The organism is Labilibaculum antarcticum, from assembly GCF_002356295.1.
Lineage (GTDB): Bacteria > Bacteroidota > Bacteroidia > Bacteroidales > Marinifilaceae > Labilibaculum > Labilibaculum antarcticum.
The window spans coordinates 684656-698584 of record NZ_AP018042.1; the positions used below are offsets into that span (position 1 = coordinate 684656).

At 36.3% G+C, this 13929-nt stretch carries 12 protein-coding genes; all 12 read right to left on the reverse strand.

What is annotated here, in order from left to right; translation table 11 throughout:
• Positions 1–6: 6 nt before the first annotated feature.
• The 12 genes from ALGA_RS02480 to ALGA_RS02535 all read right to left on the reverse strand — a co-directional run bounded on the left by ALGA_RS02480 (position 7) and on the right by ALGA_RS02535 (position 13929).
• Positions 7–1410, reverse strand: a complete 1404-nt coding sequence (locus tag ALGA_RS02480; RefSeq protein ID WP_096427796.1) for a sugar transferase — start codon at positions 1408–1410, stop codon at positions 7–9.
• Between the two features lie 153 nt (positions 1411–1563).
• Complete coding sequence (locus ALGA_RS02485) at positions 1564–2310, reverse strand: WecB/TagA/CpsF family glycosyltransferase (protein WP_096427797.1); 747 nt, start codon at positions 2308–2310, stop codon at positions 1564–1566.
• Positions 2273–3475, reverse strand: a complete 1203-nt coding sequence (locus ALGA_RS02490; protein ID WP_096427798.1) for a delta-aminolevulinic acid dehydratase — start codon at positions 3473–3475, stop codon at positions 2273–2275. The genes ALGA_RS02485 and ALGA_RS02490 overlap by 38 nt, the downstream gene beginning before the upstream one ends.
• A gap of 120 nt (positions 3476–3595) precedes the next feature.
• Complete coding sequence (locus tag ALGA_RS02495; RefSeq protein ID WP_096427799.1) at positions 3596–4675, reverse strand: polysaccharide deacetylase family protein; 1080 nt, start codon at positions 4673–4675, stop codon at positions 3596–3598.
• 196 nt (positions 4676–4871) lie between these two features.
• Entirely contained in the window at positions 4872–5972 is a 1101-nt protein-coding gene (locus ALGA_RS02500) for a hypothetical protein (RefSeq protein ID WP_096427800.1), read from the reverse strand.
• Positions 5969–7240, reverse strand: a complete 1272-nt coding sequence (locus ALGA_RS02505; RefSeq protein ID WP_096427801.1) for a phenylacetate--CoA ligase family protein — start codon at positions 7238–7240, stop codon at positions 5969–5971. The genes ALGA_RS02500 and ALGA_RS02505 overlap by 4 nt, the downstream gene beginning before the upstream one ends.
• 9 nt (positions 7241–7249) lie before the next feature.
• Positions 7250–8569, reverse strand: a complete 1320-nt coding sequence (locus ALGA_RS02510) for a phenylacetate--CoA ligase family protein (RefSeq protein ID WP_096427802.1) — start codon at positions 8567–8569, stop codon at positions 7250–7252.
• Positions 8526–9608 (reverse strand): glycosyltransferase family 4 protein, encoded by a 1083-nt coding sequence (locus tag ALGA_RS02515; RefSeq protein WP_096427803.1) that lies wholly within the window; start codon positions 9606–9608, stop codon positions 8526–8528. The genes ALGA_RS02510 and ALGA_RS02515 overlap by 44 nt, the downstream gene beginning before the upstream one ends.
• A 31-nt stretch (positions 9609–9639) precedes the next feature.
• Entirely contained in the window at positions 9640–10575 is a 936-nt protein-coding gene (locus ALGA_RS02520; RefSeq protein ID WP_096427804.1) for a polysaccharide deacetylase family protein, read from the reverse strand.
• Positions 10562–11644 carry a GNAT family N-acetyltransferase gene (locus tag ALGA_RS02525; protein WP_096427805.1) on the reverse strand — a complete coding sequence of 361 codons (1083 nt, stop codon included), beginning with the start codon at positions 11642–11644 and terminating at the stop codon, positions 10562–10564. Before ALGA_RS02525 ends, ALGA_RS02520 begins: the two co-directional genes overlap by 14 nt.
• Before the next feature lie 60 nt (positions 11645–11704).
• Positions 11705–12694, reverse strand: a complete 990-nt coding sequence (locus ALGA_RS02530) for a GNAT family N-acetyltransferase (protein ID WP_162845373.1) — start codon at positions 12692–12694, stop codon at positions 11705–11707.
• 161 nt (positions 12695–12855) lie between these two features.
• A complete protein-coding gene (locus tag ALGA_RS02535) occupies positions 12856–13929 on the reverse strand; it encodes a GNAT family N-acetyltransferase (protein WP_096427807.1) in 1074 nt (357 codons plus the stop codon).

Sequence of the window (13929 nt, forward strand, 5' to 3'; positions counted from 1 at the left end):
TACTACTTATTGCCCTTCACCCGTGAACACAACTTTAATGGTGCTGAGAAATAATATTAGATCCAGTTTTAACGACCAGGTATCGATGTACAACATGTCCAGTTTCATCCATTCCTCGAAAGGAATATTGTTGCGGCCAGACACTTGCCAAATACATGTAATTCCTGGTTTCATACTTAATCGCCGGCGTTGCCAACGTTGATACTGCTGAACTTCAGAAGGAATCGGCGGACGAGGTCCTACGACCGACATTTCCCCCTTTAAAACATTAAAGAATTGAGGCAACTCATCCAAAGAAGTTTTTCGAAGGAATCGTCCGACGCGGGTTACTCTGGGGTCATTTTTAATTTTGAACACCGGCCCCGATTGCTCGTTCAAATTTTCAAGTTTCACTCTTAGAGCTTCAGCATTCTCGACCATTGTTCTGAACTTCAGACAATCGAAAATTCTTCCGTTCAAACCAACCCTTCTTTGTCGGAAAAAAATGGAGCCACCATCTTCAATTTTTATAGCCACTGCTATTGCCAACAGTACAGGAGAAATAAAAATCACAATGGCAGATGAAAACAAGAAATCGAGCAGTTCCTTTACCTTAAGAGCAAAGTAATTCTTGGTGTGGTTGGCGAAAGTTAAGAAAGGCAGTTCCTTAAAATAAGTGAGGTGAGATCTCTGACTAACAACACTTAGCAATTCGGAATAAACACGAAATGTAACTCCTACCTCGGAGCAAGCATAAATCAGAGCACGAACCTCATCATTATCGAATTTCCCTTTGCAGTAAATGACCTCATCAACCACATTGGCATCTATAATTTCGCTTAGCTGAAAATGTTCATGCAGCACACGAACGTGTGATTCATATTTGGTTTTAATGTGTTTTCCATCCGACATGATGGCCCAAACATGATATCCCCAATCGCGTATAAATAGCATTCGATCGATAAAATGCAGATAAGACTCATCATCGGCAACAATTAATACATTTCTGGTATTGTACCCTTTCCCTCTCAACATCTTAAAAATGCGATAGCTTAACATGCGAAAGCCAAAGAGCATGAATAAGTTCAAGCAGGCAAACAGGGCTAGAATTAAAGTGGGAACCGATTCGGTTAAGAATAAGCTTCCCAAGTGAAGTAATCCCGAACTGATTACAACAAGAGCAAAATATTCAGCAAACAATTCGGAGTAGGTTTTCACCCGAAGCATTTTCCCGAGATTTAGCTCCTTTATAAGAGTATACCAAATGGCAATAATCAGTAGATAAATTGTATTGTTATCGTGAATATCAATATTTAGGGGCTTTAAATAGGTCGCTACCGCCCAGGTAACCAGCCAATAACAGCCTAGTGATAAACCGACTTGCATGAGCGTACTTAAACGCGCAAGAGTTTGTTCTCTTCCTTTAATCATGGTTGTAAGGTTTTAAAGTGAAATAGAATCAGACTGCAGCTAGTTTCTTAGATGTTGATGGTTGGTCAACGGCTATCTGTATTCTGAGTTGAGTTGAATAAAATTTATTAACTGAGAGGCAAGCTTGTACTTCAGTAAAAATGGAGAGTGAGTTTATTTGAAAAATTTTTGAATTCGTTCTTTGAATATGTAGTAGAGGAATAACGAATTGGTTGTTAAGTATCTCTTCCACATTCGGCCAGGTTCTTGCAAAAATCGATAAAACCATTCCAAGCCTGAGTTTTGCATCCACACGGGAGCTCGTTTCACTTTTCCGGCAACCACATCAAAAGAACCGCCAACGCCCATTATAAAGGGCACTTTAAGCTGTTCTTTGTAATTGTTCAGAAAAATCTCTTTGGTTGGTGAACTGATGGCTACAAATAAAATATCTGCCTTCGACTCGGCAATTTGATCGGCAATATCCCCTTCCTGCTCTTTGTTAAAATAGCCATTTCTGTAGCCTGCGATAATTTCTTCACCAAAAACTGATGTGTACTTTCGGACTACTTCGGAAACCACCTCTTCTTTACCTCCGAAGAAAAATATTTTGTACTGTTTTTCAGCAGCCATAATGACCAACTCCTGCATTAAATCAACCCCCGAAACTCTTTCGGGCAAAGGGTTGCCTAATAGTTCAGAAGCCCAAACAACAGCCATGCCATCGGCATTAATAATATCGCTTGCTACCACTGACTTAAAGAGCTCTGTATCGGATTGCATGTGCACCAATTTGGCTGCATTTACAACGATGTGTTGAATTGGCTTTTTATCCCTAATCGAATCGCCGATCAAATGAAGAGTTTCCTTCATCGTCAAGACGTCAACCGGCGAGTTCATTATTGTAATTCTCTTTCTCATGTTCCGGTATTTTTAAGGTTTCAACTAAATAATTTGATAAAGACAGAAACATCCAGGCTTGCGCCCATCGGATGTAAGGAATCTTATTGGTACTGCGTTTCCCCGATTGGAAATAGAAGTAACCATATTGATCCTGAAGATTGTTGATTGTCCATTTTAAAACCCGATCGACCAATTCCTGATTTTCTTCCAACACATGTAAGCTGCTAAGTGTAATTGGTAATTGAGCCGGACAATGAATATCAATCGGATAAACCGAATTGTTATAATATTTTGGTGTTCCGTCATCGGCGAAAAAAGTCGCCAGGTAATAATCCAATCCTAATTGAATTTGTTTATCGAAAGACGAATCTTTCGCATACATACGGTATGTTGAGAGCGCTTCCAGATTAAAGCCGGTATGAAAATTATCAATCCACCGATGATAGGGTAATGTTCCATACGCCCAGGATCCATCGGAATTCTGATGATTGATACAATACTGAACAGATTTCTTCGCGCAATTCAGCACCTCCTCATCCTGTGTGTAATGATATATTCGTGACAACATTCTACTGCCTAAAAGAGACGCATTAAAAACCTGAGTAATATCCAATGGAGAATAGGAGAAACAGAAATCTTTATTCTCATCGTAGGTCCGATTCAAATCTTTCAATATGAAATCTTTAATTCGTAAGGCAGTCTCCAGTAAATTCTTATCTCCAAGTATTTCGTATGCATCTAATAGTGCTGATCCCACGTAAGTGGTTACCACGACCGATGGTGTGCCTTTGGGTTGAAAAAAGGCTCGTGCCTGCCAATCGAAATTGTATCCCCAACATGGGCCCGACCAACCTTTGGATTGCATTTCCAATAATTTTTCGCTTAAAAAGTGAATCCGGGATCTTACTTCCTGTGTTCGATCAAATTGATAGAGCTTACAATATCCACTCAAAAATAAACCAAGACCTTTTGGATTGTAATCTTTTTCAACTCTAGCAAGACCCCGGAAATTCACTGAACTTTTTTTAAATGCCTGAATCCAAATCAATCGCATTAACCTGCTGTTTTTCGCAAAAGGAATGGACTGAAATAATTTAGAATTTAAACCATCGTATGGATCCCATCCTTTGTATTCCTGACTTTCGATATAGGCTCTAAGTTTCTCAAAACTTGCTTTATACATATTTTTAAAACGATAGATGGTTAGATAGTAGTAAACTAAACATTAGCGTCTAGTCACGCATGAATACTGATTTAACCTGTCAGAGTGCGAAGCTCCTGACAGCGTTGACTCCAAGTTCACTTACTGTTGCTTTATTTTTACAAGCATTTCACTTAAAGTCAAGAATGTGATTTCACCTTTTTCGGCCTGCTGAATTAGATAGAGCAAAGCATCCGGGTAATAAAAATCTTTTGGATGGCCAACCAAAATAAAGGGATGAAATAAATAAGCAGATTGCTTCTGAAGTTTATTGGCAGATTTTAAGAAGCTTCGCATTTTCCCTTTTGAGAACAAGCAAAAATCCCATGTTAATGCCTCCTTCTTCCATAAAAACTGAATTGTTTCCCACTTCGATTTTTTGACGCTATTGTTCTTGAACTTTTCGATCGAATTGGCTTTGTTTTGCATTGCCGAGCGAATTCTCACCGCATCGTATTTCAAAAAACGCTTCATTTTTCTGGCATAAATTGGAAGTTCTAAAAATCCGCTACCCGCTCCATTTGCACTTACAAGGGAAGTATTGGAAGCGTACCAATAAGCCTTTGATTCCAAAATATCTGAATAATCATATCTCGATAAATTCCCTTCCGCCTTACCGCCATAATAAACCGAACTGTCAGCAATAAAAGAGTGTTCTTTAAGCACCTTCAGCAATCGGTCAGATGGATCGATATTGTATCCGCCAGCTCGCAGTATGTTGCATTTATAATCGGGATTCTCTGCTTGAAGGATAGACTCCAATGTCTGTTTTCCTTTTCCAATTAGTTCCGACAATCCCATGCTAATGGTTTCATTTGCCAGATCGGGAACCTCGGGCAACCTCCAGTATTCCAAATTCAAAACCCACTCCTTATTTTCATATTTTGCATCGATCCATTGAGGATGCAAATGCAATTGCACATCGTGCCCCAAGCTGTAAGCTCTCTTTATTTGCTCTTTCATAGCAGTAGCAGGATTCGACGAATACCCCATTGAGATTCCATTTTCATAGGCTTCTTTTATTTTCCAATACTCTACAACTTCAAAAAAGATGGACAGTTTGATGCTGTGCTGTTTACAGATTTCCAACAGTCTATCTGTTGGCTCAATAATGTGCTTAAAAACATCACCCCGACCTGAACCAAACAGCTCGTAATCAAGAGTTAGACAAAGAGAGATCATGTAATTGTAATGATATTGCTGGTTAGATATATTTTTCAGGTGGATTGCTTTTAGTAATCAAAATAGACTCTGCAACACGCAGAATGAGCTCTGCAAGCTCAAAATGGACTCTACAACACGTAGAATGAGCTCTGCAAGCCCAAGATGGACTCTATACTGGTTGTTCTTGGGTTTATTCAGGTCTACTCAATGAACTTTAACGTTTCACCTGTTGAAAAAATGGTTTTAAATCGCGAATGTCCCACACATCAAAAGTTCTGCTGTTAAAATTTAACAAGACCGAAAACATGTGAACTATTTTCAGTGGATTTTTAACAGCCAGAACCATATCCCGCAACATATTCATCCACTGAACCTGTTTTGGGTTTTTTCGATTGCCAGCGCATTCACCTACTATAAATGGGATTAAATCAGGATATTTCAGTTTCATTATCTTGATAAAACCAAATGGACGCGGGTTAACCTCCAAAAGATAAGGTTCACCATTAAAGATTTTAAATTCAACATCTAAAAAACCGGTAAATGATGTTTTACCAATTAACTGAACCGATTCTTCTTCTATGAGTTGAGAGTATTTACCACGATATTCTTCAACTACCGAAGACACTCCCGAACGATAGTGCCGAACTTCATTTACACAAATGCCAGCAACTAATTTTCCTTGATCGAAATAGGCTCCAAAGGAAAAATTGTTTTGTAAATCTGTCCCCAAATACTCCTGCATAACAAGCGATTCTTTTTCCCGTCCAATAAGAGTCTGCACCAAATTCTTTAGCTCTTTGACATCTTTTACCAAACAGGTTTTAAAGCTTGGGTTTTGATATAAATAAATATCCTGATTCCATTTTACTATTTGTGGAAATTTAATGCTCTTGTAATCCGTATCCTCATCCAATTGACTTAAAAGGATTGATTTTGGATATTTACAAGTAATCTCCTCAGCCAATTGGTAGGTATTTAATTTATTTAGAAATACCGCTAAAGCCTCTACATCTTTCGGGAAAACATTGAAAATTGTGAAAAAGTTGGGGAAGTGATTCATTAAAAAGGATAGATAAAAACCACTGGCCACAATACAATCCAATAGTTGAGACTTCGCGGCCAAATCAGTTAATGCCTGAATCAAATCTTCTTCGGTAGTAACAGGCACTTTCACAGCATAACACGAATACATTGCAATTTCATTCCGTCGCCCTATGAGAGTTACAGAATATCCAATTCGACTGTATTCCCGCACTAAAAATAAGGCTTGTGGTCCTGCGCCAACAATCACCATCTGTTTCTGAATCAGCGTCATTTTTTTTCTATTTTTGAAACAACCAAATTAAATTTTCCTCTACTGCTTCTTATCAATTCCCATGTTTCAATCTTTTCAAATTTAATCAGGCAACCAGATCCCAACAAAGCCCTTAAATTTTGTTCTATCTGCATGCATTCCACTTTTGAAAATCCTTTATCGGGAACCAAATTGACTTTTATCTCTCCTGCCTTTTCTTGAATAATCTGAGCGGCTAACAATTGATTTATTTTCTTAAAAGCCAAGTCTAAACGGCCAATACGTTGTCCATCTTTCAAAATCACATAATCATCGTCGCGACCTTCGATTTTCAGAACCACACAACTTCCATTGCTTGTAGGTACCAATTGAATTATGTCATCAACCTTATAGCGAATCAATGGAAATGCACTATTGATAAAGCCTGTTGTTATTAGGTGACTATCTTGAAATTCGGTATGTGAATACAAAGGAAATTCATGATAAAAGGAATCTTCAAATTGACCAAAGGCAACTGTTTGTTCCGCATTTCCATACCAATCGAATATTTTCGTATTGAATACTTTTTCGACAATTTCTCTTTGAAAATCGTGCAATACTTCCGAAGAAGTAAATGCCAGTGGAATGTTTAATTCCAAATTTGCTTTGTACAACTCTGTTGCGAATATGTGCATTGAGCTGGGATAAGCCTTTATTACTTTAGGTTGAAAATCAGTAATCATCTTATGAATCGTGCCAATTTCATCTGCCCCTAAGTGAAAGCTGGAGATGTACAATACATTATTGCTTTTATCAAAATATGAAACTGTATTTCGATCCAATACACCTCGAAGAGAAACAACAGGATCGCCTAAATGATAACCATGCTTTTGCTGGAAAAAATGGCCGTAAGCATACTCTTTTATTGTGGATGAAAAATCCCGATATACCTGAAGCGGTGTTCCCGTTGTTCCACTCGAATAGGCTTTAAAAACGGTTAACTTTGACTTGGTTAAAATATCCGAACTATTTTTTTTAACAATCGTTTTATCAATAATAGGTAGTTTACCGGCATCAGATATTGTTTTAACAGAATCAATTGTTATTCCATGCGACTGATACAGGTTTTTATAGAATTTTGAATTTTCAAAAGCATTCCGAAATTGCTTTATGAACTCCTGCTCTTTTAAATCCAATAACTCCTGCTCCGAGCAATTACTTAAAGTTATAATCTTACGAAGCTCCTTCTCGAAACCACTTCCGAACTTAATTTTATAGGCAATCAAATCTTTAATTAATCGATAACTCATATTCAAAGTTTAAGCCTCTTGTAAAATTTCATTGATTAACTGGTCTTTATCCCGAGAAGGCAGGTTTGAGACCATCAAATTATATTTCCCTGATTCGGTTCTAATTATTTGTTTGTCACTTATTTCCTTGTAATGTATCTTGCAGCCGGCGCCCAAAAGTTGAGTTAAGTTTTTAATTAATTCAGATTTATTATTCTCCGTAAAATTGTAATCAGGAATAATATTCAGATCAATTTCGCCCGGTACATTCTGAACAATTTGTGCTCCCAAAATGTTCTTCACATTGCTGAAATTAAATGCATGATCCAAAAGACCAATTTGCTGACCATTTTTTAACAAAACGTACTGATTATCCCGGCCTAAAATTCTGCTTGTGCAACAGCGAATACAGCTACTATCGCACTTGAGCTTAATCACATCATCAATTTTGTAACGTATTAAGGGAAATGACTTATTGATAAAACCGGTAGTAATAATGCATTTTTCCCGAACCTCTATATGACCATACAAAGGAATGTCCTGATACAAATCCTTCTTTACCTGACCCAATGAGATGGTCTGCTCGGAATTTCCATACCAGTCGAAAATCTTTGTGTGCAAGATCTTTTCAATAATGCTTCTCTGAAAATTGTGTAATACTTCAGAAGAGGTAAAAGCCAATGGAATCTGCAAATTGAGTCCTGCTTTGTACAATTCGACTGAAAGAATTTGCAAGGAAGATGGATATGCCTTAACGACTTTAGGTCCAAAATCTTTAATTAGCTGATAATACTTCTTAATATTTTTCTCATTCAAATTATAGCTCGACAAATGAAGCGTATTTAACGAACGGTCGTATCTGCATATTTCACTCTTATCCAAATCTCCTTTGATCGAAATCACTTTGTCGCCCAACTGATAACCGTGCGACATTTGATAATAATATCCGTAGGAATACTCTTTGCATACTGATTCGTAATCACGATAAAGCTTTAATGGAGATCCGGTTGTTCCGCTTGTATAAGCAGTATAAACAAACAGCTTTTTACAAGTAAGTAATTCATCAACCCGATGACGGATATCCTCTTTCGTGATAATTGGGATTAGCTCAGAATCGTCGGTCGATTGAATTGAATTTAAATGCAATCCGTGCTCCCGATAGAGGTTTTGATAAAACTTTGAATTGGTGAACGCATTTTGATACTGCTTTACAAATTCCTGGTTTTTTAAATCTGATAATTGAGCCTCACTAATTGAGTATAAATCTGTAATTCGGTGTAATTCCTTTGTAAAACGGGAACCAAATTTAATTTTGCTTAACAAGTAATCCCTGAATCCTCTGTAGTTCATGATAGATTGAAAATAGAGTTTTTAAAACGCTGTCCGGATAAAAATCAACAACTCCTTTTGCTGATCTTTCAGAGTATATCTGAATTAGATTTTGATTGTCGGTTAACTTTAGAATAGCACTTTTAATCTCTTCCTGATTGCCTGCATCAACCAGAATGCCATTCCTATATTTATGTATTAAATCAGGAATACCTCCTGCATGACTCGATATTATTGGAAGGGAATAGCTCATTGCTTCTAAAATAGACAAGGGCAAACCTTCTTTATAGGATGTCAGAATAAAAATGTGCGATGAGCGCAATAACTGGTCTTTTTTCTCAGAATCCACCCATCCTTCAAATTGCACGATATCTTCCAAATTCCAATTTAAAATGGCTTTCTCTAACCGGCCTGTTTCCCCATTTCCAGCAATCTTCAAAATCATTTTATCTTCTAAAACATCCCTGTTTTTCGATATGGTTTTTAGCAGATCAAAAATCCCCTTGTTATCGCCTATTAAGCCCAGAAAAAGAAATTGAAGTTTTCCATTTAAAACAATCTCATTTGGCTTTTCAGGCGGAATAATCATATTATTCAAAATCACCAGTCGCTTTGGGTGAAATGCACTGGAAAAGAAATGTTTCCATTTTTCAGACAAACAGATTACTACATCGGCCGACTGAATTACATAGCGAACTCTTTTTTGTATAAAAAAGGATGACTCCAGATAAAAATCACGAAAACCACCCCCATGTATATGATAGATCAGCTTCTTTTTGAACAATTTATGAACGACTGAAAACAATATGTATTTGCGATAAAAACTGCCTTTCGATGCTCCGTGAATATGAATGATCTTAATTTCAGAATCTGTTAACAAGCGAAGTATCAATTCGAATACGCAAACAGGAAACCAAATAGTATTCAACACTTTGGAATGAAAGCGATGAGTAACAATCAATTTAAATGGGTCGATGTATTTCGAATAATTATTCACACACAAACCAATTCCCCCCTTGCTGTTTTTATTCCCCGGAGCTATGAATAATACTTCTTTCATGAATATATAAAGTATGAGAACACTACCCTTTTTAGGAATACTGATCTATGATTTGAACAACAAGCGTCTTTTTATCTGATTTTAATATCAACTGTAAAGGTTGAATATACTGATGCCACAATCCCAACATGCGTGAAATGTTCTCGTATTTTCCTCCCATTGTATTGATCGACACCCTGGCGATTTCGTAGGCTCCCATGTTTTCTTGCGTTAGATTCGGATTCGTGGTAAAAGCCATTTTATAGCCATTCTTCCTCAAAAATTCAAAATCTCTTTCATCGTAGTCTCCATTAGGATAAGCGAAGGAATTAATTTTCGTATTCAACCAACTTTCCAATATCTTTTTCGACTCGGAATATTCAAAGGCCAGTTCTTCATCGGTACATTTAATGCTAATTGGATGATGATAAGTATGCGATCCGATAGTCACCAAAGGATGATTGTGTAAATATTCCAGTTCTTTCCGATTTACCGATGACCTATTTAATTCAAGTTCAGCCATAACTTGCCTCACATATTCCATGCGCTCTGCATTTCTCATCTTTTTCAAATCCTCAACACAAGTTATTTCAGGATACTTATTGATTAAATACGGTACATATTCCCACCAATAGTTTCCCAAGACAACGGGTTTCACAGGCGTAAAAATTGAAATTGGAATTTGATACTTCTCAATAACCGGAATCAATTTTAAATTTCCCTTCCAGGCATCATCAAAAGAAATGAACACTTTTCTTTCATGAACATTCTGCTCTCCAACAACAATTTTATACATTTCGTTTTCACTGATAAAATGAAAATTATTAGCCCTCAAAAATCCTATTATCCCTTTAAATAAAATAGAGGAGGGATTATGAAAGTAAATGGACAAAACGTATTTGTCGAACTTTTTCAATCCTTTTTTTTTGAAAAGGAGAAGTAAAACAAAACCCAGAATATCTCCGGCTATTTTTTTAAACCTCAACATCGCAGTGTACTTTTTGTAATTGGTTAACAACAGTTCGATCCGTCTTTTTTACACGATACAGTAAATAAGGCAAGGCTAACAAAGATTTCAAACGAAATTTAAAATCGAAACACATGTATAATGGTTCTGCCTGTCGGGTAAATTGAAATTTGTAAGGATCTAAGCCTACTCCAAATGAGAATTTTTCATGCTCTAACGTAAGGCTGTTTTGAATGTTACAATTCATACAATGAATTCCTGCCCCATACGTTTTATAATCCCTATCGAAAGCACAATCAATAGCCAATCGTTTTCCATTTTTGTCGATATTGATAACGTAAGCAATTGTAGTTTTATTAAAACTAACGAACAGAACCTTAGATGAATAAGCTTTAAACATCTGAAGAAAAAACTTTTCTTTATTTGGATCTCCATACACAAAACCCTTTCCATCCACGATTTTCGATTTCGCAATTCTTTTTATTTCCTTAAAGCTTGACTCATTAATTTCTTCTGTTGACAATTCAAATTCAAAACCATCTCTTTCGATTTTCCGAAGTGTTCGATCCAATTGCTTCCGAAACCGTTTCGCATACGACTCCATCAAAAAATTCTCATATCCTGAATATTCCGCCACTGGAATAATAGGCTCACCTGCATAATGATACAGCTTATACTTAGTGTGCAAAACGGTGGTTTTCGGCAGATATTTAAGGAATAAAAAATGATATCTGATATTCTTCCTTATCCAGTGTTTTAGCTCATTGGCAAAAGCAATATGTAAAGGCTTTAAGGAGATAATATCATTTCCCATGCTGCACCATTGCTGATCCAAAAACTCGACAAATTCCAGTGTAAAGCATTTGCAGTAAACCCGCTGTAATTTTACCAATGGAACAATGGCTGCCAACTTATCGTTACAATAAACTGAAATTATATAAGGGGTTTTTTTATAACCCAGCACATTATTTTCAACATCTTTAAAAATTGAATACCATTTAGAAATCCAGTTGGAATCACAACTAAGGAATTTTCCATCGTACTCAATTTCCTTAAGTTCGTCAATCGAAATCAAATGAAAATCATACATAGCTTTACGGATTAGGTCTTTGTGTTTATAGGGAATCGAACAGTTTAAATAGGATAAATGTTATTTCACTTCGGCTAGCCGAAGTTTCTCTAGTACTTGTCTCTCCTCTTTTTTTAACCGATACAAAAAGTATGGCAAGGCAAGGATCGCTTTTATTCGAAATTTGAAATCAAAACACATGTAAAAGAGATCTATTTGATTGGCAAATTGAAATTTGTAGCTATCCAATCCCATTCCAAAAGACATCTTCTTCTTCCCGTCTTTAAAACTGCTCTGAATAATCAAATCCGTGCAATGGATTCCAACCCCATAACTTCGATAATCTCTGTCAAAAGCGGCATCAACGCCAATTCGTTCCCCATTGCAATCAATAAAAGTACCATAGGCAACTTTCTGCTTATTTAAACTCAGAAAGACCACTTTAGAAGGAAAACTCTTATACATCTGCAAATGAAAAGCTTCCTTTTCTTTGTCACCATATAAAAACTTTTTCCCATCGATCTCTTTCGATTTGGCTATTCTTCTAATTTCCTGCAGACTACTATCATTTATATTGTCATGGAAAATTTCGTAATCGAAACCTTCTCTCTTAATTTTCCGGTGTCTTTTTCGTAAATCCGATCGGAATCGGCTTGTATATACCTGCGAAGAAAATGCTTCATAATTGGGGTAGTCCGACACCTGAATAGAAGGAGCTCCGGCATAATTAAACATTCGAAACTTTCGAGTTAAAACCGATAATTTTGGTATGTATTTAAAAAACAAGAAATGGAAATGAACGTTCTTTTTAATCCAAAATACTAAGTCCTCCGTGAAATTATCATCCAAATCTCTTGTGGCAATAATATCATTCCCCATGCTACACCACTGCTGTCCTAAAAACTCCACAAAATCGAGACGAATACATTTGAAAAAGGTGCGCGACAATTTTACAAGAGGAACAACAGCAACAAGAACATCCTCCATATAAGCCCCAATAATGCAAGGGGTTTTCTTGTATCCAAATACATTATTGTCAACATCCTTAAAAATGGAAAACCAAGTATCCATCCATTTAAACTGACAACTGGGAAAATTACTGCAACTCTCAAATTTTTCTAATTCATGAAGGGATATCTTCCTAAACTCATACATAACCGGGAGAATTATTTCTTGATAAGACTAAGAATAATGTTCAAATTCAGTTGGATAATTATTTTCAAAAACTCCAATTAATTTATCTGTAACTTTTGCAATTTGCCTTGTACATCCTTCTCCTCTTTCTTTAATCTGTAAATAAAATAGGGCAAAGCCAAAATCGCTTTTAATCGAAATTTGAAATCAAAACACATATAGTAGAGATCTATTTGATTCGCAAACTGAAATTTGTAGGTATCCAATCCCAAACCGAATGACATTTTCTGTTTTTTATCCAGAAAACTTCTCTGTATGACTGCATCTAAACAATGAATTCCTGCTCCATATTTCCTGTAATCCCGATCAAAGGCAGCATCAATTCCAATTCTTTCACCATTCCAATCGATGACCGTGCCATAAGCAACGACTTTCTGATTAAATTTTACAAATACCACATGCGAGGGAAAACATTCATACATTTTCAAATGGAACTGAGTTTTTTCAACATCTCCATACAAAAAGCTTTTCCCATCAACTTCTTTCGATTTCGCTATTCTTCTTATTTCAGACAAACTCGTTTCATTTATCTCTTCAAAACTGACTTCTATCTCAAAACCATCTCTTTTGATTTTTCGTAAAGTTCGTCGCAAATCTTCGCGAAATTTCCCCTCGTATACTTCTTGCGAAAAGGCTTCATAATCCCTGTGTTTCCCCACATCAATAAAAGGTGCTCCCGAATAATTAAACAATCGGTATTTCGTAGCCAAAACCGATTTCTTTGGCAAGTATTTTAAAAATAAAAAATGGAATTTAATATTTGACTTTACCCATGAAACCAATTCAGATGTAAAACTTTCATCAAGATCATCAAGCGTAATAATATCGCAACCCAAATTAGACCACTGTTGTCCTAAAAACTCTAAGAATTCAATTTTAACCAGCTTAAAATACGTGCGGTACAATTTCACCAATGGCACAATTGCAACCAGCTTATCATCCTTATAAGCAGCTACGATATACGCTTTCTTACTATATCCAAGTACATTGTTTTCTACTTTCTCGAAAACAGAAAACCAATTGTAAATCCAGTTGAACTGATTACTTGGAAAATTCGCGGTATAATCGATTTCCTTCAGGTCATTTAGAGTAAAAAAACAAAAGCGATACAT

Coding starts and splice junctions, on each gene's coding strand:
- ALGA_RS02480 (WP_096427796.1), bottom strand. CDS start 1,410: ATGATTAAAGGAAGAGAACAAACTCTTGCGCGTTTAAGTACGCTCATG.
- ALGA_RS02485 (WP_096427797.1), bottom strand. CDS start 2,310: ATGAGAAAGAGAATTACAATAATGAACTCGCCGGTTGACGTCTTGACG.
- ALGA_RS02490 (WP_096427798.1), bottom strand. CDS start 3,475: ATGTATAAAGCAAGTTTTGAGAAACTTAGAGCCTATATCGAAAGTCAG.
- ALGA_RS02495 (WP_096427799.1), bottom strand. CDS start 4,675: ATGATCTCTCTTTGTCTAACTCTTGATTACGAGCTGTTTGGTTCAGGT.
- ALGA_RS02500 (WP_096427800.1), bottom strand. CDS start 5,972: ATGACGCTGATTCAGAAACAGATGGTGATTGTTGGCGCAGGACCACAA.
- ALGA_RS02505 (WP_096427801.1), bottom strand. CDS start 7,240: ATGAGTTATCGATTAATTAAAGATTTGATTGCCTATAAAATTAAGTTC.
- ALGA_RS02510 (WP_096427802.1), bottom strand. CDS start 8,569: ATGAACTACAGAGGATTCAGGGATTACTTGTTAAGCAAAATTAAATTT.
- ALGA_RS02515 (WP_096427803.1), bottom strand. CDS start 9,608: ATGAAAGAAGTATTATTCATAGCTCCGGGGAATAAAAACAGCAAGGGG.
- ALGA_RS02520 (WP_096427804.1), bottom strand. CDS start 10,575: ATGTTGAGGTTTAAAAAAATAGCCGGAGATATTCTGGGTTTTGTTTTA.
- ALGA_RS02525 (WP_096427805.1), bottom strand. CDS start 11,644: ATGTATGATTTTCATTTGATTTCGATTGACGAACTTAAGGAAATTGAG.
- ALGA_RS02530 (WP_162845373.1), bottom strand. CDS start 12,694: ATGGATACTTGGTTTTCCATTTTTAAGGATGTTGACAATAATGTATTT.
- ALGA_RS02535 (WP_096427807.1), bottom strand. CDS start 13,929: ATGTATCGCTTTTGTTTTTTTACTCTAAATGACCTGAAGGAAATCGAT.